This window comes from Mesorhizobium sp. B2-3-13 (assembly GCF_006442195.1).
Taxonomy (GTDB): domain Bacteria; phylum Pseudomonadota; class Alphaproteobacteria; order Rhizobiales; family Rhizobiaceae; genus Mesorhizobium; species Mesorhizobium salmacidum.
In genome coordinates, this window is sequence record NZ_VFVQ01000001.1 from 200,463 (window position 1) to 222,074 (window position 21,612).

The 21,612-nt window shown below is 64.6% G+C and carries 19 protein-coding genes; 8 read left to right on the top strand and 11 right to left on the bottom strand.

Features of this window, described 5'->3' with window-relative positions:
• The first annotated feature begins 114 nt into the window (after positions 1 to 114).
• Positions 115 to 429, top strand: a complete 315-nt coding sequence (locus FJ941_RS00895; RefSeq protein ID WP_140502453.1) for a hypothetical protein — start codon at positions 115 to 117, stop codon at positions 427 to 429.
• A 31-nt stretch (positions 430 to 460) separates the two neighbouring features.
• On the opposite strand, the gene FJ941_RS00900 is transcribed toward FJ941_RS00895, so the two are convergent.
• Positions 461 to 3,250 (bottom strand): UvrD-helicase domain-containing protein, encoded by a 2,790-nt coding sequence (locus FJ941_RS00900; RefSeq protein WP_140502454.1) that lies wholly within the window; start codon positions 3,248 to 3,250, stop codon positions 461 to 463.
• A 258-nt stretch (positions 3,251 to 3,508) separates the two neighbouring features.
• On the opposite strand from FJ941_RS00900, the gene FJ941_RS00905 reads away from it, so the two are divergent.
• On the top strand, positions 3,509 to 5,824 hold the full coding sequence (locus FJ941_RS00905) for a glucose/quinate/shikimate family membrane-bound PQQ-dependent dehydrogenase (RefSeq protein ID WP_140502456.1): 2,316 nt from the start codon (positions 3,509 to 3,511) through the stop codon (positions 5,822 to 5,824).
• Positions 5,825 to 5,851: 27 nt separating this feature from the next.
• On the opposite strand, the gene FJ941_RS00910 is transcribed toward FJ941_RS00905, so the two are convergent.
• Complete coding sequence (locus FJ941_RS00910) at positions 5,852 to 6,286, bottom strand: hypothetical protein (RefSeq protein WP_140502457.1); 435 nt, start codon at positions 6,284 to 6,286, stop codon at positions 5,852 to 5,854.
• Positions 6,287 to 6,704: 418 nt separating this feature from the next.
• Here FJ941_RS00910 and FJ941_RS00915 point away from each other — a divergent pair, with 418 nt between their 5' ends.
• Positions 6,705 to 7,592, top strand: coding sequence for a dienelactone hydrolase family protein (locus FJ941_RS00915; protein WP_140502458.1), 888 nt, complete (start codon positions 6,705 to 6,707; stop codon positions 7,590 to 7,592).
• Here FJ941_RS00915 and FJ941_RS00920 read toward each other — a convergent pair.
• A complete protein-coding gene (locus tag FJ941_RS00920; RefSeq protein WP_246673652.1) occupies positions 7,589 to 8,542 on the bottom strand; it encodes a DMT family transporter in 954 nt (317 codons plus the stop codon). The genes FJ941_RS00915 and FJ941_RS00920 overlap by 4 nt on opposite strands.
• 89 nt (positions 8,543 to 8,631) lie before the next feature.
• Between FJ941_RS00920 and FJ941_RS00925 the strand changes: the two genes are divergently transcribed.
• On the top strand, positions 8,632 to 9,111 hold the full coding sequence (locus tag FJ941_RS00925) for an Lrp/AsnC family transcriptional regulator (RefSeq protein ID WP_140502460.1): 480 nt from the start codon (positions 8,632 to 8,634) through the stop codon (positions 9,109 to 9,111).
• A gap of 27 nt (positions 9,112 to 9,138) precedes the next feature.
• Here the strand turns inward: FJ941_RS00925 and FJ941_RS00930 are convergent, their stop codons facing one another.
• Together FJ941_RS00930 and FJ941_RS00935 are read right to left on the bottom strand one after the other, a co-directional pair.
• Positions 9,139 to 9,336 (bottom strand): hypothetical protein, encoded by a 198-nt coding sequence (locus tag FJ941_RS00930; RefSeq protein WP_015317249.1) that lies wholly within the window; start codon positions 9,334 to 9,336, stop codon positions 9,139 to 9,141.
• 258 nt (positions 9,337 to 9,594) lie between these two features.
• Complete coding sequence (locus FJ941_RS00935) at positions 9,595 to 10,074, bottom strand: thioesterase family protein (RefSeq protein ID WP_140502461.1); 480 nt, start codon at positions 10,072 to 10,074, stop codon at positions 9,595 to 9,597.
• A 102-nt stretch (positions 10,075 to 10,176) separates the two neighbouring features.
• On the opposite strand from FJ941_RS00935, the gene FJ941_RS00940 reads away from it, so the two are divergent.
• Both FJ941_RS00940 and FJ941_RS00945 read left to right on the top strand, forming a co-directional pair.
• The gene (locus tag FJ941_RS00940) at positions 10,177 to 11,592 is read left to right on the top strand and encodes an FAD-linked oxidase C-terminal domain-containing protein (protein WP_140502462.1); all 1,416 of its coding nucleotides are present in this window, start codon (positions 10,177 to 10,179) and stop codon (positions 11,590 to 11,592) included.
• A gap of 100 nt (positions 11,593 to 11,692) precedes the next feature.
• Positions 11,693 to 12,211 (top strand): hypothetical protein, encoded by a 519-nt coding sequence (locus FJ941_RS00945; protein WP_140502464.1) that lies wholly within the window; start codon positions 11,693 to 11,695, stop codon positions 12,209 to 12,211.
• Between the two features lie 57 nt (positions 12,212 to 12,268).
• Here the strand turns inward: FJ941_RS00945 and FJ941_RS00950 are convergent, their stop codons facing one another.
• The gene (locus tag FJ941_RS00950; protein ID WP_140502465.1) at positions 12,269 to 13,231 is read right to left on the bottom strand and encodes a Dyp-type peroxidase; all 963 of its coding nucleotides are present in this window, start codon (positions 13,229 to 13,231) and stop codon (positions 12,269 to 12,271) included.
• A 133-nt stretch (positions 13,232 to 13,364) separates the two neighbouring features.
• Between FJ941_RS00950 and FJ941_RS00955 the strand changes: the two genes are divergently transcribed.
• A complete protein-coding gene (locus FJ941_RS00955; RefSeq protein ID WP_140502466.1) occupies positions 13,365 to 17,363 on the top strand; it encodes an AsmA-like C-terminal region-containing protein in 3,999 nt (1,332 codons plus the stop codon).
• Positions 17,364 to 17,408: 45 nt separating this feature from the next.
• Here the strand turns inward: FJ941_RS00955 and FJ941_RS00960 are convergent, their stop codons facing one another.
• The 3 genes from FJ941_RS00960 to FJ941_RS00970 all read right to left on the bottom strand — a co-directional run bounded on the left by FJ941_RS00960 (position 17,409) and on the right by FJ941_RS00970 (position 19,163).
• Positions 17,409 to 18,290, bottom strand: coding sequence for a sigma-70 family RNA polymerase sigma factor (locus FJ941_RS00960; RefSeq protein WP_140502467.1), 882 nt, complete (start codon positions 18,288 to 18,290; stop codon positions 17,409 to 17,411).
• Between the two features lie 31 nt (positions 18,291 to 18,321).
• Positions 18,322 to 18,627: a hypothetical protein gene (locus tag FJ941_RS00965; protein WP_140502469.1), complete on the bottom strand. Its 306-nt coding sequence runs from the start codon at positions 18,625 to 18,627 to the stop codon at positions 18,322 to 18,324.
• 104 nt (positions 18,628 to 18,731) lie between these two features.
• Positions 18,732 to 19,163, bottom strand: coding sequence for a helix-turn-helix domain-containing protein (locus tag FJ941_RS00970; protein WP_181169685.1), 432 nt, complete (start codon positions 19,161 to 19,163; stop codon positions 18,732 to 18,734).
• A 164-nt stretch (positions 19,164 to 19,327) separates the two neighbouring features.
• Here FJ941_RS00970 and FJ941_RS00975 point away from each other — a divergent pair, with 164 nt between their 5' ends.
• A complete protein-coding gene (locus FJ941_RS00975) occupies positions 19,328 to 21,130 on the top strand; it encodes a chloride channel protein (RefSeq protein ID WP_140502470.1) in 1,803 nt (600 codons plus the stop codon).
• Between the two features lies 1 nt (position 21,131).
• On the opposite strand, the gene FJ941_RS00980 is transcribed toward FJ941_RS00975, so the two are convergent.
• On the bottom strand, positions 21,132 to 21,356 hold the full coding sequence (locus tag FJ941_RS00980; protein WP_140502472.1) for a ribbon-helix-helix domain-containing protein: 225 nt from the start codon (positions 21,354 to 21,356) through the stop codon (positions 21,132 to 21,134).
• A complete protein-coding gene (locus FJ941_RS00985) occupies positions 21,353 to 21,604 on the bottom strand; it encodes a DUF4169 family protein (RefSeq protein WP_140502474.1) in 252 nt (83 codons plus the stop codon). Before FJ941_RS00985 ends, FJ941_RS00980 begins: the two co-directional genes overlap by 4 nt.
• Positions 21,605 to 21,612 lie beyond the last annotated feature (8 nt).

The following is a 21,612-nucleotide window of genomic DNA, read 5'->3' on the forward strand; positions in this document are numbered from 1 at the left end:
CAGATCCACCGTCCTGAATTGTGGCCGTTGTCCCGGAACCCGCAGCGCTTCCCACGCATTCATGGAAGCGGGCCAATGCCTGGCTCCATTTGCGAGCCATTGAGGGAGAACGACATGGGTTTCGACCAGTATCACGAACCGCCGGAAGAACTGTCGCAGGAAGTGCGGACCTTTGCCCGCATGATTGCCTCGCTGATCGAGGAGGCGGAAGCGATCAGCTGGTACGAACAGCGCATGTCGGTCGAGAAGAACCCGCAGGCCAAGGCGATCATGAAGAACGCGCAGAGCGAGGAGTTCAAGCATTTCGGCATGGACCTCGAATTCCTGCTGCGCCAGAAGACGGATTGGCGCGTGGAACTGAAGGAAATCCTGTTTTCGACGGGGGATATCGTGAAGGCCGGGGAGCGGGGCGAGAAGAAGGTGGATTGAGGCGGGACGTCAGCCTTCGAGGCTGGCAGCCTCACACCGGCAGCACAAACCCGTCCAGCACGCGTTTCTGGCCGGCCTTGTCGAAGTCGATGGTCAGCTTGTTGCCTTCGATGGCTGAAATATTGCCGTTGCCGAATTTCTGGTGGAAGACGCGGTCGCCGACGCTGAAAGCCGACGGCGTGTCGGAGACGGATTTGGCGACCAGTTCGCCGTCGATGGTGCGGCCCTTGACGCTGGTGCGGCCGGCGCCGTAGCCGGAATCGGTCTCGCCATAGCCGATGCGTTCGACCTGATGGCCCGAGCGCGTGCCCCAGTTGCGGTCGGTCGCCTCGGTGCGGTTGGCCTGTGCGCGCTGCCAGCCCGGCGTGGAATAGGTGTTGGAGAAGGCGCCGGACTTTTCCCCGCCGCCCGAATTGGCGCCGATATTGTCGAAGCGCGAGGCGCCATACGGGTTCTGTCTTCCTGCCGCCTGGCCGCCGCCACGGCCGGATGCGAACGAGCCGCCGCCATAGCGATTGCCGTAGCCGCCGTAGGAATTGCCGGCTTCCGCGACCTCGACATGGGCTTCCGGCAATTCCTCGAGGAAGCGTGACGGGATGGTCGATTGCCAGAGCCCGTGGATGAGGCGGTTGGAGACGAACCAGATATGCAGGTTCTTCTTGGCCCGCGTCAGGCCGACATAGGCGAGCCGCCGCTCTTCCTCCAGGCCTGAGCGGCCGCCTTCGTCCAGCGCGCGCTGGTGCGGAAAGAGGCCTTCCTCCCAGCCGGGCAGGAAGACGGTCTCGAATTCGAGGCCCTTGGCCGAGTGCAGCGTCATGATGGAAACGGCATCGAGCCCTGCATTCTGCTCGGCATCCATCACCAGCGCGACATGTTCGAGGAAGGAGCGCAGCGACTCGTACTCCTCCATCGAGCGGATCAGTTCCTTGAGGTTCTCGAGCCGCCCGGGGGCTTCGGCCGAGCGGTCGTTCTTCCACATGTCGGTGTAGCCGCTCTCCTCGAGAATGGTCTCGGCGAGTTCGGTGTGCGGCGTGGTTTCCAGCGCCTTTTGCCAGCGTTCGAAATTGGCCGCGACCTCGCGCAGCGCGGCGCGCGGTTTCGGCTTCAGCTCGTCGCTTTCGGCGAGTGTAGCCGCCGCCTCCAGCATCGGGATGCGCAAGCCGCGCGCCGTGTCGTGGATCTGGCGGATGGTCGCTTCGCCCAGGCCGCGCTTGGGCACATTGACGATGCGCTCGAAGGCGAGGTCGTCGGTGCTGTTGGCAACGACCCGGAAGAAGGCCAGCGCGTCGCGGATTTCCATGCGTTCGTAAAAACGCGGGCCGCCGATGACGCGGTAGTTAAGGCCGAGCGTGATGAAGCGGTCCTCGAAGGCGCGCATCTGGAAGGACGCGCGGACAAGGATCGCCATGTCATTTAAATTATGCTTCTGGCGCTGGTAGGCCTCGATGGTCTCGCCGATGGCGCGGGCTTCCTCCTCCGAATCCCAGGCGGCGTGGACGTTGACCTTGCCGTCCTCGGGATCGTTGCGATCGGTGAACAGCGTCTTGCCGAAACGGCCCTCATTGTAGGCGATGAGGTGGGAGGCCGCGCCCAGTATGTGCGCGGTCGAGCGGTAATTGCGCTCCAGCCGGATGATGGTGGCGCCGGGAAAATCCTTGTCAAAGCGCAGGATGTTGTCGACCTCGGCGCCGCGCCAGCCATAGATGGACTGGTCGTCGTCGCCGACGCAGCAGATATTTACTTTGTTTTCGCTCACGGGCTGTTCCGCGCCTGCCGGCGCGGGCCCTCCGCGGGGGCCTCGCAACGGCTCGGACGCCCGGTCGGGCTTGCGGCCTTCGGCCGAAGCAGCCGATCCATGGCTATGCTCCAGTGGGTCTTCTTCAGGCGCTGGAGGCCTATAGCGCCCTGCTTCTGTTCTGTCGATGACTGACGAATTGGACGCGGTGGGAGCGCGACCGCCCGGAGAACCACTCCTTGGCGCTTCGGGCCTTTGCGCCAGCAGGCGCAGCCACATGTATTGGGCGGTGTTGGTGTCCTGGTATTCGTCGACGAGGATGTATTTGAAGCGCCGGTGATAGTCCCTCAGCACATCGGGATTGGCGCGGAAGATGCGGATCGGGTGGCAGAGCAGGTCGCCGAAGTCGCAGGCGTTCAGTGTCTGCAGCCGCTCCTGATAGGCCTTGTAGAGCTCGCGGCCCTTGCCGTTGGCGAAGCTGCGCGCATCGCCCTCGGCGATGTCGGCCGGGCCCTGGCCCTTGTTCTTCCAGCCGTCGATCATCTGGGCGAACTGTTTCGCGGGCCAGCGCTTGTCATCCAGGCCCTCGGCCTGGATCAGCTGCTTGATCAGCCGCACGACGTCGTCTGTGTCGAGGATGGTGAAGTCGGATCTCAGGCCAGCAAGCTCGGCATGGCGGCGCAGCAGCTTCACGCCGATCGAGTGGAAGGTGCCGAGCCACGGCATGCCCTCGACATTGCCTTCGCCGATCAGGATGCCGATGCGCTGCTTCATCTCGCGCGCGGCCTTGTTCGTGAAGGTCACGGCCAGGATTTGCGAGGGGAAGGCCCTGCCGGTGGCAAGGATGTGGGCGATGCGGGTGGTCAGCACGCGGGTCTTGCCGGTGCCGGCGCCGGCCAGCACCAGAACCGGCCCTTCGGTGGTCTCCACCGCCAGCCGCTGCTCGGGGTTAAGCCCCCTGAGATAGTCCGGCGCATTGTTTTGGCCACCGCGGGCAGCCATGGCGCGCGCGGCAATGCCCGACGGGGCCGTGGGCCGCGCATCGGGTTCGTCGAAAAAGGGCATGTCTTCGGAAAAGCCGGACATCGCCCCCGAATGTAGTGATTCGGTAGCGAAAGACCAGAACTGTCTACGTTTTGTTCCGGTAAAGTGCCTGATACGGCCGCTTGAGCGACATGGCGGCCGGCGTTGTGAACAACCTCAGGCGGAAGAAGGTTGCTGCCGCGGACCCATGACCTATGCTTGACAGGCGCGGCGGTCGGGAGAAAGTTGCGCAGGGGGCGGCACACAATGCCGGGTTGCCCAAGGCCGCCTCATGCGCGCAACAGTCGAAGGAGTATCATCTTGGCTGTCACCATCACCTCCCTCGTCCTCTTCCTCATAGGCCTGGCACTTGGCGCCGGCGGCATCTGGTTGGCTTCGCTGGGCGGCAGCTGGTACTACATCATTGTCGGTCTCGCCTTCCTGATCACCGCCTGGCTGCTCTACCGGCGCCGTTCCACGGCGCTCTGGCTCTATGCGGCGATCGTGATCGGCACCCTGGCCTGGGCGGTCTGGGAAACCGGCTTCGACTGGTGGGAGCTCGGCCCGCGCGGCGGCATCATCGTGCTGGTGGCGCTGTGGCTGCTGACGCCATGGGCGCGGCGGGGCCTTGCCGGTCCGGACGGTCGCGCGCCTCTGATCCTTGCCGTGCTGGCATCGCTGGCGGTGGCCGGCTATTCGATGACCACGGACCCGAAGGACATCGGCGGCGCGCTCGACACCGACAAGATGATTCCCAACGCCAATCTCGGCGGCGATGTGCCGGCGGGCGAATGGCACTATTACGGGCGCACGCAGTTCGGCCAGCGCTATTCGCCGCTCGACCAGATCACGCCGGACAATGTCGCCAATCTGCAGCCGGCCTGGACCTACCGCACCGGTGACGTGAAGGGCCCGGACGATGTCGGCGAGACCACCTACCAGGTGACACCGCTTAAAATTGGCGACACGCTCTATATCTGCACGCCGCACAACTTCGCCATCGCCGTCGATGCGGCGACCGGCAAGGAGAAGTGGCGCTACGATCCCAAGGTCAAGCTCGACAAGGACCGCCAGCACCAGACCTGCCGTGGCGTTTCCTATTATGCCGATGCCGCGGGCGCCGCCGGTCAGCCCTGCGCTGCGCGCGTCTACCTGCCGACCTCGGATGCCCGGCTGATCGCGCTCGACGCCGCAAACGGGCAGGTTTGCCCGGCCTTCGCCGAGGGCGGCACGCTCAATTTGTTGGCCAACATGCCGTATCCGAAGTCGGGCTATTACTACTCGACTTCGGCGCCGCTGATCGCGGGCGGCAAGATCATCGTCGGCGGCGCGGTCAACGACAATTATTCGACGCAGGAGCCGTCCGGCGTCATCCGCGCCTACGATGCGAGCACCGGAAAGCTGCTGTGGAACTGGGATTCCGGCAATCCGGACCAGACGACGCCGCTGCCGGCCGACCAGACCTACACCGCCAACTCGCCCAACATGTGGTCGACGCCGAGCGCCGACGAGAAACTCGGCCTGCTCTACGTACCGCTCGGCAACCAGACACCGGACCAGCTCGGCATGGGCCGCAGCGCCAATGTCGAGAAATTCTCCTCCTCGATCACCGCGCTCGACCTCAACACCGGACAGTTGAAATGGGTGCGCCAGACCGTGCACCATGACCTCTGGGACATGGACGTGCCGGCGCAGCCGAGCCTGATCGACATCACCAAGGCTGACGGCTCCGTCGTGCCCGCCCTCGTCGGGCCGACCAAGCAGGGCGACCTCTATGTGCTCGACCGGCGCACCGGCGAGCCGGTCATCCCCGTCAAGGACGTGCCAGCGCCGGGCGGCGCCATCGGAGGAGATCACACATCGCCGACGCAGCCGGCATCCGACCTTTCCTTCAGCCCGCCGCCGCTGACCGAGGCCGATATGTGGGGCATCACCATGTTCGACCAACTGGCCTGCCGGATCGCGCTCCATAAATTGCGCTATGAAGGCCGCTACACGCCGCCCTCGCTGCAGGGATCGCTGGTCTACCCCGGCAATTTCGGCACTTTCAACTGGGGCGGCGTGGCGGTCGATCCGGTGCGGCAGGTGATGTTCGGCATGCCGACTTATCTCGCCTTCACGTCCAGGCTGATCCCCCGCGCCGACGTGCCGCCGCCGGGCGATACCAAGGGCAGCGAGCAGGGGCTGAACCGCAATGACGGCGCGCCCTATGCGGTGGTGATGGGACCGTTCCTGTCGCCGCTCGGCATTCCGTGCCAGGCGCCGCCCTGGGGCTATGTCGCTGGCGTCGATCTTCGGACCGGTACCATTGCCTACAAGCACCGCAACGGCACCGTCTACGACATGACGCCACTGCCGTTGCCGCTGAAGGTCGGGGTGCCCGGCATTGGCGGACCGATGATCACGGCCGGCGGTGTTGCCTTCCTGGGTGCCGCCGTCGACGACTATCTGCGCGCCTACGACCTGACATCGGGCAAGCAGCTCTGGCGGGCGCGGCTGCCGGCCGGGGGGCAATCGACGCCGATGACCTATACGGTCGCCGACGGGCGGCAGTTCGTGGTCATCGTCGCCGGCGGCCACGGCTCGGTCGGCACCAAGCCGGGCGATTATGTGATGGCCTACGCGCTGCCGAAATAGGCGGTGCCGGGTTCGGCGATCCGACGATCAGCGGAGCCCCAGATGGGCCTTCAGGCTGGGCACCGAACCGAGCACCTGGTTGGTCAAATCGGGGCCGGCGGCGGCCTCGGCCTGCTGGACCAGCGTCTCGCCGGCCTTCTGGATCTGCGCCATGTCGAGGCCGGATGCCTTGAGCGCGGCGAGGCCGTTGACCAGTGCGCCGGCTTTCTCGCCGAGAACGCCGCCAAGCGCGCCTTGCAGCGACGACAGGAAGCCGCCGCCGCCGGCCGGCGCGGCGGCCATGACGTCATATTGGTGCGCAAGGTCGTCGGCGCCGGGAATCTTGGCGAAAAACGAAGACGCACTGGTGCCTTCGGCTTCGTGCTCCAGCACCGAGAGGATGGTGCCGACGACCTTTTCGGTCGTAGCCTGGTCAAGCCCGGCCTTCTGCGAGACGGTGTTCACGATGTCCTGGACGTTCATGACTTCACCTCAACTTGGGTTTCGTGTTTGTGCGCTGACGCCGGCGCTGCGAACCTTGACCATGGACTTGCGGCTCGCCGCGACAACAGCCGCGCGCATCGCCAGAACGGCCGCCACTGCTGCCACGAAGGCGCTTGCCAGGATCGGCGAGGGTCATGGTCATCGGTACTGTTCCTTTCAGATCGGGCCTATAGGACCGTGGCCGCCAAAGGCGGCCGGCAAGCCAGTTTCCCCCACTATTGTGGCGGCGCCATCAAGATTTGTCACCGATGACAAAAACGTGATGATCTTCCGACCAACCGACCGACTGGCGGCCGGCAGGACAGCGAGATGTCACGGTCCGGTGACTGGACGATGAGAGGCTCGCCCCTATCTTGCGACCGGCAAGGACACCGAAGCCGAGAGAGCGAGGAAGCTGATGGCTAACGTCACCACCAAACCCGTCATCACCCAGGCGATGATCGATGCTTATGACGAATACACGCATCTGACGCTGGATCGCCGCCGCTTCATGGAGCAGTTGACCAGGCTTGCCGGATCAAGTGCTGCGGCCGCCGCGATCGTGCCGATGCTGGCGGCGAACTCCGCCCAGGCGGCGATCGTGGCCGAAAACGATCCCCGCGTGAAGGGCGAGGACATCACCTATCCCGTCAGCGGCGGCGAGATGAAAGGCTATCTGGTCAAACCGGCAAACCAGACCGGCAAGCTCGGCACCGTCATCGTCATCCATGAAAACAGGGGGCTCAACCCGCATATCCGCGACGTCGCCCGGCGCGTGGCGCTGGAGGGCTTCTTGGCGCTCGCGCCCGATTTCCTGTCGCCGCTCGGCGGCACGCCCACTGATGAGGACAAGGCGCGCGACATGTTCGGGAAACTCGATGCGGCGCAGACCGTTGCCAACGGCGTGGCGACGGTCGCCTTCCTCAAGGCCGACAAGGACGGCAATGGCAAGGTCGGCGCCATCGGCTTCTGCTGGGGCGGCGGCACGGCCAACATGCTGGCCGTCAACGCGCCCGATCTCTCCGCCAGCGTCGCCTATTACGGCATGCAGCCCAAGGCCGCCGACGCGTCGAAGATCAAGGCTGCGCTGCTGCTGCATTATGCGGGCTTGGACGAGCGCACCAACGCCGGCATCGATGCTTTCAAGAAGGAACTCGACGCCGCCCATGTCGAATATACGGTCTATGTCTATGAAGGCGCCAACCATGCCTTCAACAACGACACCTCGGCGGCGCGCTACGACAAGAAGACGGCCGACCTCGCCTGGGGCAGGACGATCGCCTTCCTCAAGCAGAAGCTGGCCTAAGTGCGATCGGCTTCGCGATCAGCCGCCGGTTTGTGGAAGGCAATGCCGGCCACGACCAGCGCGACGCCGAGGCAATCTCTGACGCTTGGAATCTGGCGCAGCACGACGATGCCGATCAGCGTCGCTGTGACCGGCAGCAGGGACAGCATCAGCGCGAAACTCGCGCGCGGCAACCGCGCCATGGCCAGTTGATCGCAGACATACGGAATGACCGAAGAACAGATGCCGACGCCGATGGCGGCGATGAGCAGCGGCGGCGAGAAAAACGCCGGCAGCGCGTCGGTGACACCGATCGGAAGCACGACGACGAAGGCGACCGCCATGGCAGCACCCAGGCCGGCGATGCCGTCGCCGGCGCCCGCGCGGGCGACGCGGTGGCCAAGCACGATGTAGCCGACAAAGAGCGCCCCGTTGAGGAAAGCCCAGAACAGCCCGACCGGGTCGCTTGACCATTTGAGGTCAATCAACAGCAAGGTGCCGGTGACGGCGATGGCAAGGGCGGCCAGATTGCGGGCGCTCCTTAGGCCGACCAGCGCAATGCCGATGGTGCCGACGAACTCGATCGCCGCCACCAGCGAGATCGGCAGGCGGTCAAGCGCCAGGTAGAACGAGCAGTTCATCACCGCCAGGCAAGCGCCGAAGGCAATGAGCAGGAGCCGCGTCCGAGGGCCGGCACGGGCGAAGGTTCGCCAAGGGCGGGTCAGCGGCGCGAAGATCAGCGCCGCGGTGGCGATGCGCAGCCACGCCATGCCGAGCACGCCAACATGCGGGAAAAGCAGCACGGCGAAGGCCGGACCGAGATAGTGGAAGACCGCGCTGACCGCGAACCAGACATGCGGCGGCAGTCTTGTCAGCAGCCCGCTGAGTGCGGGGCCGGCAAGGGCCGGGCGGACAGCAGTAGGGCTGACTGCGGTAAAACCGGAATGCGGTGCTTGCCTCGGGTCGTCCATGAGACCAGTATCGTAGCCGATCGTCCCGACTTATATGGATGATGATCCGCTTGTCCGATCATTTCTTACCCGGAAGCAAGGAGTTTTCCATGAAACGCCTTCGAAGCGAAAACATCGACCTCGATGCGGCCGACATGAAGATCCTGCGCCTGCTGGAAAAGGATGCGCGCGCCAGCACGGCGGAACTGGCGCGCTCGGTCGGCCTGTCGGCGCCGAGTGTGGCCGAGCGCATCAAGCGGCTGCAGGAAAACGGCGTGATCGAGGCCTATTGCGTCAAGATCAATCCCGCGGCGCTTGGCCTGAAACTATCGGCATGGCTGCGCATCCGGCCGGTGCCTGGGCAATTGGCCGTCGTGGCCGAGATCATCCGAGACCTGCCGGAAATCGCGCAATGCGACCGGGTGACCGGCGAAGACTGTTTCATCGCGCTGGCGCATGTCGGCTCGGTCGCCGAACTCGAACGGGTGATCGACCGCATCATCCCCCATGCGATGACCAATACGGCGATCATCCAGTCATCGCCGGTGATCGCGCGCTCACCGCTGGCGGCGATCAGGCGGCAGCCGTGAAGCTGGGGATTTGATCCCTCCGCCTCGCTATGCATGGCCGCGCTTCAGGCGGGCGCGCTTCAGGATGCTGCGCCAGCGGATCATGTCGAATGGAATCGGTTCGTTGTTGTTGGCGATGTGAAAGATCTCGTTGTCGACATTCTTGAGCGAACGCCAGAAATCGTAGTCTGATATCCGCGGATCGGCGGCCAGCCTGTCCACCTCGACCTTGATGTCGGTTTTCATGCACGTTCCTCGAACCGGCTTCGCCCCGCCGCCCGCTAAAACAACCCTTGTGCGGACGTTTTCGACCGCTCCGCTGAGTCGTTCAACGGCTCAATTGGCTTGTTCCCGTTAAAACCTCGGTAAGGTTAACGTCGGTGCGAACCCGCTTCAAGCGCGGGTGCCGGCGGTTATCCGATGTTCTGCGATTTTGAGTTTCGGGTGTGGCTTTGAAGCCAGCCCGGTCTCCCGCTAATGGGCGAGATGGATGCCGGCTCCGCCCTACCTGCGCTTGATTCCAATCGAGCGGCCGGCGCGTTCGGGCATAGGCAGCACCGAATGGGCGGCGCGCATGGCTTGGATCCTCGCCAGCACATCGGCCGGGAAGGGCGCCACCTTCGGCCCCGACATATCGACATGCAGCGACAAGGTCTCGGACGTGGCGGCGAGCCAGCCGTCGACATGGCGGATTTCCTGGTAGGCCCGCAGCCGCTTCTCGTCATGCTCGATGAGCTGGAAGGAGACCGTGACCTTGTGGTCCAGGTGCAGTTCCTGCACGTAGCAGACATGGACTTCGGCGGTGTAGATGGTGAGCCGCCGCTCTTTCACATAGTCCAGCCCCATGCCCATCGCCTCGAAGGCCTCGTCCGAGCAGCGGTCGAACAGCACGTTGTAGTAGGCCATGTTGAGATGGCCGTTATAGTCGATCCAGTCCTTCTCGATGTCCATGGGCCTGGAGACGAAGGGGGCGGGGATGGACATTGAAACTTCCTTGTTCTGGTGCTGGACAGAGCGTGGTTGCGGAGACTACGCATCCATAATCGCATAACAAGCATGCATGCTGGTCCATTCGCGGAGGATTTCATGGCTCTGAGCGACCTCAATCCGGTCGAACGCAACGAGGAAGGCATCGCGGCGGTGCTCGGCATCCTCAAGCAGCGGCTGAGCGAGCGCTTCCAGACCGGCCAGGCCATCCGCTCGCAGCACGCGCATACGACGACTTACATTCCGACGCAGGCGCCCGACGGCGTGGCTTTCCCCGAGACCATGGCCGAGGTGCAGGAGATCGTGCGCGCCTGCGCCGCGCATCGCGTGCCGGTGATCGCGTTTGGCGTCGGCTCGTCGCTCGAAGGCCACACCAATGCGCCGGGTGGCGGTATCTCGGTCGATACGTCGCGGATGAACCGCATTCTTTCGGTCAATCCACAGGATCTCGACTGCACGGTCGAGCCCGGCGTGACGCGCGAGGACCTGAACCGGCATTTGCGCGACACCGGGCTGTTCTTTCCGATTGATCCGGGCGCCAATGCCTCGCTCGGCGGCATGGCGGCGACGCGGGCGTCCGGCACCAATGCGGTGCGCTACGGGACGATGCGCGAGAACGTGCTGTCGCTGACCGCCGTCATGGCTGACGGCGAGACGGTGACGACCGGCAAACGGGCGAAGAAGAGTTCTGCGGGCTATGATCTGACCCGGCTGCTGGTCGGCTCGGAAGGCACGCTCGGCATCATCACCGCGCTAACCTTGAAGCTGCAGGGTATTCCGCAGGCGATCTCGGGCGGCGTCTGTCCGTTTCCGAGCGTCGAGGCGGCCTGCAACGCCGTCATCGCGACGATTCAGATGGGCATTCCGGTGGCGCGCATCGAACTGGTCAATGCACTGCAGATGCGGGCGATGAAGACTTATTCCAAGCTCGATTATCCCGAGAGCCCGTGCCTGTTCGTGGAATTCCATGGCAGCGATGCCGGTGTCGCCGAGCAGGCCGAGACCTTCGGCATGATCGCGGAAGAAAATGGCGGCGGGCCGTTTCTGTGGACCAGCGTCGCCGAGGAGCGGACAAAATTGTGGAAGGCGAGGCACGACGCCTACTGGGCGTCGCTGACCTTGCGGCCGGGCGCCAAGGGGCTTTCGACCGATGTCTGTGTGCCGATATCGCGCTTTGCCGAATGCGTCATGGAAACCGAGGCCGATATCGCCGAGATGGGGCTGATCGCGCCGATCGTCGGCCATGCCGGCGACGGCAATTTCCACGTGCTGGTGCTGATGGATGTGAACGATCCCAAGGAAATCGCGCTGTCGGAAAAATTCGTCGCGCGGCTCAACATGCGGGCGATCGCCATGGAGGGCACCTGCACCGGCGAGCACGGCATCGGCCAGGGCAAGATCGGCTTCCTGCGTCATGAACTCGGCCACGGCGTCGACGTCATGCGCACCATCAAGCAGGCGCTCGATCCGCAAAATATCATGAATCCGGGCAAGATCCTGCCTGACGCGGGCTAGGGCGTCGTGAAGAGCGCGTCTTGACCGCGCGGCCATTCGGGTCGAGGCTCCCGCAGTGGCAAGCCTGGAAAGACAGGCGTGCCGGCTGAGGAGGACTGTCATGGCCATTTCACGCAAGGAAGAAGCGCGAGCGCTGAGCGCCGACGAACACGAGATGGTGGAGAAATCGCACCATCCGGTGGTGCAGGAACTTTCCGATACCGACCTTTCCGGCCTGGTCAAGCTGTTGCGGGAACGGCGTGACAAGGCGCAGGCCGAAGCGCATCGCAGGCGGCGCGAGATACGCGGCAAGGGCGCGCCGAAAGGCGCGGCACCCTCAAAGGCCGATGGCGGTTCACAAGTGAAGCTCGCGGTGCTGGCCATGGCGATGCGGCGGCTGAACGGCGAGGCCGAACGGCGCCGCCAACTGGCGGCCCGCATTTCGCTGGTTGACAATGCACGCAAGGCGCTGGCCTTGAAGCAGAAAGCCCCGCACGGTCCCACGCATAATTCGCGAACGGCGCACAAGGGCATGCGGGCCGTCGCCAACCAGAAGGTTCCAAGTCTTGTTCGACCGGCGGAACTTGGCCGCCAGCGCAAAGCGGCCAAGGTGGCGCAGGCGAAACGCGACGCACGCTGAGGGACCGCGGATAGAGGCCACCAGCCGCTGCTCTACCGTGCAGTGGAGTAGCTTGTCTTACTTCGCCTGCACAAGCGTCTGCAGCATGGGACGGGTCGGGGCGAAGAAGGTCGTGCCGGTGTGCGGCGTCGAGACATCGAGCAGCCGGTCGTAGGCGCCCGGCGGGTCGCCGACATACATACGCTGCAGCATTTTCTCCGTGACCCAAAGATATCTGCTGTAGCCGATGAAGTAGGTGCCGAATTCGTTCTGCCCGGGCCTGCCGAACGGCATGTTGTCACGCAATATGTCGTACTCGTTGCCGTCGGCATCCTCGATGGTGGCCAGCGACTTGTGCGATTTGCGGGGCGCGTCGTCATCATCGATTTCGATGTTGTCGATCTTGGTGCGGCCGATGATCGTCTCTTGCTCGGGAGTCGGAATGCGCGCCCAGGCCTGCATATCGTGCAGATATTTCTGGACCACGACATAGCTGCCGCCGGCGAAGTCGGCATCCTCGTCACCGACCAGCGCCGAGGCTGGCAGATCGAGGCCGGTCGGGTTTGCAGTGCCGTCGACAAAACCGAGCAGGTCGCGGGCATCGAAATAACGAAAGCCCGCCACTTCGTCGACGACGGTCACGCCGGGACCAAGCCTGTCGAGCAGGATACGTTCGAATTCGAAGCACATGTCGGGCCGCTCGGCGCGGATGTGGAAGAGCAGGTCGCCCGACGTCGTTGGCGCCGAATGGACCGCGCCCTTGATCGGCGCGAACGGCTTCAGCTCCAGCGGTCGCCGGCCGGGGCTGAGCCGGTTCCAGAGATTGCTGCCGATGCCGGCGATGCACGACAGGCGCCCGCCAAGATCGCGGAATCCGACAGTCTTGACCAGATCGTCGAGCTCGCCGAGCACGGAGCAAACCCTGGCCAAGGCCGGCTGTTCGCCGGCGACGGTGACGACAAGGAAAATCGCCGACTGCGATAGCGGGGCATCGACACTCTGTGCATCGATCGGCACGCGATCCCAGTTTTTGCCCGACATCCGAGAATCTCCGCTTTTCCCAGAATTTGTTTCAGATCGTCCGACGTGACGCAACACAGGATGAATTGCCTCTTTATCGACACGCGGATGCGGGTAGAGTGCGGCAGAATTTCAATCAACCTGTTCGGAGCGGATGCTCGCACGCCTGTTCGTGATCTTCGGTGGCCTGTTCGTGCTGGTGCTGCTTGCGGCGCTGGTGGTGCCGTATTTCGTCGACTGGACCGGCTACCGCGCTGAGTTCGAGCGCGAGGCAAGCGCCATCCTCGGCCGCAAGGTCACCGTGCAGGGCGACGCCACGGCAAGGCTGTTGCCGTTCCCCTCGGTGACCTTTTCCAACGTCGCCGTCGCCGGTGGCCCCGACGGCCAGCCGGCCATGACCGTCGAGACGTTTTCGATGGATGCCGAACTGGCGCCCTTCCTGCGCGGCGAGGTGCTGATCTTCGACATGCGGCTGGTGCGGCCGAAGGCGACCATAGACATCGCCGCCAATGGAACCGTCGACTGGGCGATGCGCCCGTCCTCGCCCTTCGACCCCGGCCAGATTTCGATCGAGAAGCTGACGGTGACGGAAGGGCAGGTCGAACTGCGCCATGCCGCCGGCGGCCGCAGCCACATCTTTTCCGAGATCAATTCGACCATTTCGGCCAAGTCGCTGGCCGGTCCGTGGCGCATGGACGGCACGTTGCGGCTGGACGGGTTGCGGACCACGGTCGCGGCGTCGACCGGCAAGGCCGAACCCTCCGGGCAGATGCGGTTACGGGTGAGGGCGGACCCCGAAGCCTATCCGCTGGTTATCGAGACCGACGGCAATGCCGGAATCGTCAACGGTGCCGCCGTCTATTCCGGCCAGTTCAAGATTTCGGGTGCCGACAAGGATGGTGCCGGCAAGAATTCAGCCGAGCTGCGCGGCACGGATGGCGAGACGGTCAAGGTCAGCGCCGGCAAGCCCGATCCGGGTTTCCGGCTGAACGGCAAGTTCTCGCTCGACCACCAGAAGCTTGGTGTCGATGAATTCCGTTTCGAAACCGGTCCGCTCGACAATCCCTACACCGCCGACGGCAAGGCTTCGGTCGATCTCGGCCAGAAACCGAGCTTCGCCATCGAAGCCAACGGCGCACAGGTGCAATTCGACGAGGCGGTGGGTGCGCCGGCGGGTGCGGGCCTGACGCTGGACCAGCGTATCGCCGGGCTCGAGCAGGCGTTGCTCGATGTGCCGAAGCCGGCCATTCCCGGTACGGTCGAGGTCAAGCTGCCGGCGGTGGTGGCCGGCGACACCACGGTGCGCGACGTTCATCTTTCCGCCGAGCCGGTCGGTGACGGCTGGTCGGTGAAATCGCTGGCCGCGACCTTGCCGGGCCGCACCAGGCTGGAAGCCGATGGCAAGGTCATGCTCAACGTGCAGGGCCATTTCGGCTTCACCGGCTCGTTGCTGCTGGCCGTGGCGCAACCTTCGGGTTTCGCAGCCTGGCTGTCGAAGGATGTCGACGAAGCGATCCGCCGTCTGCCTGCCGCCGGGTTCAAGGCCAAGGTCGATCTCTCGGAAAACCATCAATCCTTCAGCGATCTCGAATTGATCCTGGGCAAGGCGAAGTTTTCCGGCCGCATCGATTCCAGCCAGCCTGACGACGCAAAGCCCTCGGTGCTGATGCGGCTCGAGGGCGGTGACCTCGATGTCGACGGGCTGGCGGCCTTCGCCTCGATCTTCGTCAGCGACAAGGGCGCCAACCGTTTTGCCAGCAGCGACCTCGATTTCCAGATCAAGGCCGGCCCGGTCAGCGCCGGCGGCTTGACCGCCGACACGATCGATACCGCTCTCAGGCTGCGGGACGGACTGCTCGAAATCGACAGGCTTTCGGTCGGCGGACTGGCCGGTTCCTCGATCAGCGCCACGGGCCGGATCAAGGATTTTCCGGCGGGCCCGACCGGCAAGCTCGACGCCTCGGTGGTCGCGGTCGACCTGAAGCCGCTGATCGACGTCGCCGCGCAGCATTATCCTGACAATGCCGTGCTGAAGGGGCTTGCGGGCCGCGCCGCCGCTTATCCCGACCTGTTCCAGGATGCGCGCATCGACCTCGTGGCCAGTGCCGCCGACAATGGCGATGGCACTACGGGTCTGGCGGTCAGCGGGCAGGGCAAGGCCGGCGGCTCGGCGTTTTCGGCGTCGCTGTCGGGAAGGGGCGCGGTGAACAAGCTTGCCGACGCGCCGGTGACCCTGACTTTCAATGCAAGGAACCCGGACGCAACCGCCTTGCTGGCGCTCTATGGCCTGCCGGCGCTGCCGCTCGGCATGCTGGGTGAAGCAAGCACCGATATCCAGGCCAAGGGCACGTTTGGCGGCGGCCTGGCGACGAGCTTCAGCCTTGCCGGCAACGACTTCAAGGCCGGCTTCGAGGGTACGGTCGCCGACACGCAGCAAGGTCCGACGGCCAAGGGCAAGGTCAACCTCGACGCCGCCGACATCGAACCTTGGCTGATGACGACGGGCATTGGCCTGCCCGGCATGGGCGCCGGCATGTCGACATCGCTGGCCGCGCAGGCCGATTACGGCAATGGCCTGCTGGTGCTCTCCGGGCTCAGCGGCGCCATCAACGAGGCGGCTGTGTCCGGCGACATCAACCTCGATGTCAAGCAGGGGGTCGACGGCAAGGATGGCGTGCCGCATCTGGCCGGTGCGCTGGCGCTCGACGAACTTGACCTCGATCCGATGGCGGTGGCACTGTTTGGCGATTCCGCTTTTCTCTTGGACAAGAACGGCGCCGGCAAGAGTGACAATGCCGACAAGAGTGAGAAGGCCGGCGCATGGCCGTCGGCGCCGTTCAGCCAGAAGTCCAGCCTGCCGTTCACCGCCGATCTCGACCTGACCACGGCTTCGCTGGCCGCCGGCCCGTTGGCCACCGCCTATGACGCGGCCTTCTCGCTCAAGCTCGACCCGGAAGGCATTCGGGTGGCCGATCTCAAAGCCAAATTCCTCGGCGGGGCGCTCTCCGGCCTGTTCGAGTTGAAGAACAATGAGGGCACCGGGCTTTTCACCGGACAGATGAAACTGGCGGGTGCCGACCTGGCTGATGTCTTGCCGAATGCGGGCATCAGCGGCAGTGGCGATTTCTCGACGACGATGTCGACCAGCGGCAAGTCGGTCGACGCGATGATTGCCGCTCTGTCGGGATCCGGCACGGCGACGCTGAAGGGCTTGCAGATCGCCGGCGTCAATCCTGACGCGTTCGGCGCATTCCTCGCCAAGGCGGATGCGATCGGCCGCGATATCGACGCGGCCAAGACCGCTGGCTTCGTGCCTGACATCGCAGCCGACGGCAGCTTCGCGGCAAAGGACGCCGAGGTCGCCTTCACGATTGCCGGCGGCATGCTGCGAGCGCCGCCGATCAGCCTTGAAAATCCGGCGGCGACCTTGTCGGCCGACATCACGGCCGACCTTAACGCCAGCACGGTTTCGGCCAAGGGCGCGGTCACCTATCGGCCCGGCGACGAAGCGCTGGTCGGCTCCGAGCCGGTCGTGAATTTCACCGCCGAGGGGCCGTTCGGTGCCGTGAAACGGCAGTTCGACAGCGAGCCGCTGGCGCAGTTCCTGACCCAGCGCGCGCTGGAAAAAGAACAGCAACGCGTCGAGGCGATGCAGGCCGCGCTGCTTGAGAAACAGCGGCTGCGGCGCGAGGTGCGCTACTACGCGGCACTTCAGGATGCCCGCGACAAGGCCGCGGAAGAATTGCGCCAGCAGGAGGAAGCGGCGCGCCTGAAAGCAGAAGCCGACGCCAAGGCAAAAGCGGAAGCCGACGCTCAGGCCCAGGCTGAAGCGGATGCCAAGGCGAAGGCCGACGCGGAAGCGAAAGCCAAGGCGGATGCAGACGCGAAAGCCAAGGCCGATGCCGATGCGAAGGCGGCGGCGGAACAGCAGGCAGCGGAGGAGGCGGCCAAGGCGCAGGCCGAGCAGGAGCGCCAGAAGGCGGAGGAGGCGATGCGCATTGCCTCTCAGGAAAAAGCCAGGCTCGAAGCCGAGCGCAAGGCGGCGGAACAGGCGCCCAAGGCCGAGCGGGTGCCCGCCAACGACAATCCGCCTCCGGCCAAGCCGAAAGCTAATCCGTTCACTGTCGACAATCTGCTGAAGTCGCTGCAGTAGGCGGTAGGACTGGGCTTTCCGGTTGCTCGCCGTCTCGCAATCGTCTCAAAGAAGAAACGTTTCGGCGCCGTCAGCGACGTATCTGGCGTGGCGGAAGTCGCGGATGGTGGCAAGCTTGTCGCCCTGCCAACCCAGCAGGATGAAGTATGTCGGCGCTGCCGCAGGGTCGTTGGGATCACGCACGAGGATTGCCGGACGGTCTTCGACGAAACCAGGCGCGAAATGCCAATCCTGCACCCGGGAATAATTGCCGAAATAGGTGGCCACCTCCTTGCGGCCGTTCAGCCTTGCCCTGGCCACCAGTTCCAGCCGCACTTCATCGGCCAGCATGTCCCGCACGGCGTCGAAATCACGGGCGTTGAAGCGATCGACATAGGCGTCGAGCAACAGGCGCTCCGATGCACTCAGCCTGGGAACAGGACGATCGTCCTGTTCATTGGCGAACTGGCGCAACCGGCCTCGGCCACGGTGCAGCGCGGCCTTGATCGCGGGGATGCTGGTGTCGAGCATGGTGCTGATCTCCTGCAGCGAATAGCCCAGGACGTCCATCATGATGACGCTGCTTCGTTGCGCGACGGGAAGGCGCATGAAACTGTGCAATCCGGCTGCCGCGGCCTGCCGGTCGGCGATGGAATTTGCCGGGTCGGCGATCATGTCCGGCTCCTCGTCGGAGAAGGCCCTCTCGCGGGCGCGGCGGCGCAGGAAATCGAGCGCCGCATTGTGGGCGATGCGGAACAGCCAGCCTTCGGGATTGGCGATCGGGCCGGCGTTGGGCAAGGCCTCGAATGCCTTGGCCAGCGCCTCCTGCAAGACGTCCTCGCCATCGACGACCGAGCCTGTCATGCGGGCGCAATAGCGGTGCAGCTTGGGGCGCAATTCGCCGAACAAGCGGTCGAAAGGCTCGCGGACTTCGCCTTGACTGTTCATGCACCGCCCGTTCTTGACGTGGTTTATTCAGCTACTCGTCCAGCATCCGATAATGGCCCACCACTGTCATCACGTCACGGTGCGGCGGGTCGATGCAGCGATCCCTGATGCCATTTTGGAAGGCCTCGAACGCGGCAAGCCCGGGGATGACATCGGCATGCTCGTCGGTTTCGATCTCGACGAGATGGACGAAAGTGCCGTCACCGGAGCGCCAGGTCATGTAGCGAACGCCTTCCGGCGATTTGCCGCGCAGTTCCTCGAACACGGCCTTGACCAGGCGCTCGTTCTCGTCGGCCCGGTCCGGCTTCGTCTTATAGCGTATCAGATGGTGTTTCATCGCATCGGTTCCTCGGCTCTCACCTGTCCAGGACGCAGCGGCCAGGCCAAAGGATTCGGATTCGAAAAAAATAGTTCGGTATCGGCCCGCGCGGACGCCGGGCGTCAGTCTTGGCCCCCATCGAGCAGGCGCCGCAGCATGGGTTCTATGCGCGAGAGCTCGTCGAGATGCGCGGCAGATAACTCGGCCAGGCAATCGTCGGCGCGCTCGGTCAGCCGCAGCAGTACGCGGCGATGATCGTCCTTGTCCTGATCTCGTGCGACCAGTCCTGCCTCGCCGAGGCGGTTGACCAGTTCGACGGCGCTGTGGTGGCGGATGCGCAGGCGTTCCGCCAGGTCGCCCACCGTCACCGGCCCGCCGCCCGGATAGCCCTTGATCGCCAGCAGCGCCTGGTGCTGGCGCGGGGTCAGGCCGGCATCCTCGGCCTGCACCTGGCTGAATTCGAGGAAGCGGCGGATCAGGTAGCGGAATTCGGACAGCCGCTCGTAGTCGGATTGCCTGATGGCGGGGCGTCGTGTCTTGGGTGGCTGCGTCATATAGGAGATGTCTTCGTTTTCCGGAGAAAGCTCAAACGAAATTTCGGGCGGAATGAGCTTGAATAGATATATCGTGTTACGATACATAGCCGACCGACAACCGGCTGGCCACTTCGACCGTGCCGCAGAACCAGATACGGCCGCCGCCGGGAAGCAACGCAACCATGAAGACCCACAACTCCAATCCCGGTCATCTCAGGGATTTCACCACGGATGCCCGAGTGCTGCTCGTCGCCGCGATAGCGGTGGTGGTGGCGACCGCCGGGCTGTTTGCCGGCATCGTGCTGCTGAAGCTGATCCGGCTGGCCACCAACATCGCCTATTTCGGCCAGTTCTCGCTTGCCGAGCTGAAGCTGCAGGATACGCCGCTCGGGCTTGCCGCCGTCATCGTTCCGGTCATCGGCGCGCTGATCATCGGCCTGATGGCGCGCTATGGCAGCGAGAAGATCCGCGGTCACGGCATTCCCGAGGCGATCGAGGCGATCCTGCTCGGGCGCTCCAGACTGGACGCGAAGGTGGCAATCCTGAAGCCGCTGTCGTCGGCGATCTCGATCGGCTCCGGCGGGCCGTTCGGCGCCGAGGGGCCGATCATCATGACCGGCGGCGCCATCGGCTCGCTGATCGCGCAGATGCTGCCGGTCTCAGACACCGAGCGCAAGACGCTGCTGGTCGCGGGAGCGGCGGCCGGCATGACCACCGTGTTCGGCACGCCGATCGCGGCCATCATGCTGGCGGTGGAACTGCTTTTGTTCGAATGGACGCCGCGCAGCTTCATTCCCGTGGCGGTGGCGGCCATCGTGGCGGAGGTGGAGCGCACGATGCTGCATATGCCGGGGCCGATCTTTCCGTTCCAGGGCAGCATGGCGGTTTCCTTCCTCGGCCTTGGCGGCTGGGTGCTGGTCGGTATCTGCGCCGGTCTTTTGTCCGGGCTGCTGACGCAGATGGTCTATGCGTGCGAGGACGGCTTCCAGAAGCTGCCCATCCACTGGATGTGGTGGCCGATGCTCGGCGGCCTGGTGGTCGGCATAGGCGGATTGATCGACCCACGGGCGCTCGGCGTGGGGTATGACAACATCGCCGACATGCTGGACGGCCGCACGATCGCGACCGCGGCGCTCCTGCTGCTGGTGGTCAAGGCCGTGATCTGGTCGGTGGCGCTCGGCTCGGGAACCTCGGGCGGCGTGCTGGCGCCGCTGTTGATCATGGGTGGCGCAATGGGCGCGGTGCTTGCCGGGATCCTGCCGGCGGCGGACCCGGGCTTCTGGGCGCTGCTGGCCATGGCCGCCACCATGGGCGGCACAATGCGCGCGCCGCTGACAGCCACTTTCTTCGCCGTCGAGCTGACCGGCAACACGCATGTGCTGGTGCCGCTGATCGCGGCCTGTGCGGCGGCGCATGCCGTCACCGTTCTCCTGATGAAGCGTTCGATCCTGACCGAGAAGATCGCCAGGCGAGGGCACCACCTTGTGCGCGAATATCGCGTCGATCCATTCGCGCTCACCAGGGTGCGCGAGGTGATGACATCGGAAGTCGAGAGCGTGCCGGCGACAATGACGCTGCATGGCGCGGCCGCCTTCTTGACCGCGCCGGAAACCCGGCATCCGAGTTTTCCCGTGGTCGATGAAAACAGGCAGGTGCTCGGGCTCATCGATCCGCCGGCGATCCTGCGCTGGCGCCGCGCCGGCAAGCACCGGACGACGACGCTGGGGGAGTTGTTGGCCGGAAGCAAGGTGACGCTGGCCTATCCCGACGAATATCTGGAAGGTCTTTCGGACAAACTGTTGACGGCCAATGTCTCGCATCTGCCGGTCGTGGCGCGTGAGGACGGAAGGCTGGTCGGCTATGTCGGCTGGAAGGATCTGATGCGCGTGCGCTCGCGCAAGCAGGCCGAGGAGCGTGAGCGCTCGACCTTGCTCGGCTTCGGCACCAGACGCAGGAAAAAGGCAGACGTGGCTGACAGTGCCTAGTTCAGGCGTTCGTCCCGTGCTTCGCCCACTCCAGGACATAGAGCCTCAGCGCCGAGGACAGGTTGGCACCGCGCGGCCGGGTCTCGTCAATTTCGGCGACAAGGGCGGCGAGTGTCAGCTTTCTCGCCGCCGCGATGGCGAGGAGGTCGTCATAGAAGGGTTTTTCGAGGGAATAGCTGGTGCGATGGCCGCGAATGGTCACCGAGCGCTTTTCGACGGCGCTCATTGACCGTCAGATTGGCTGGAATCGCCAGATTGGCTGCGATCGTTAGGTTGGCTGGGGTTGCCTGGTTCGCCGGGCTTTTCGCGGTGATGGCCCGCGACGAACCTTTCGCTCTTGTCGGCGATCAGGCGGTCGCGTTGCTTTTCGGCCTTGGTGCGGCCGTGCAAGGCGCGATTCTGGCTGGCCATTTGTTCCTTCTCGGCTCGCGCCTTCTGTTTGCGGAGCTGACGAAGGTTCACGATATCGGCCATGGACCGCG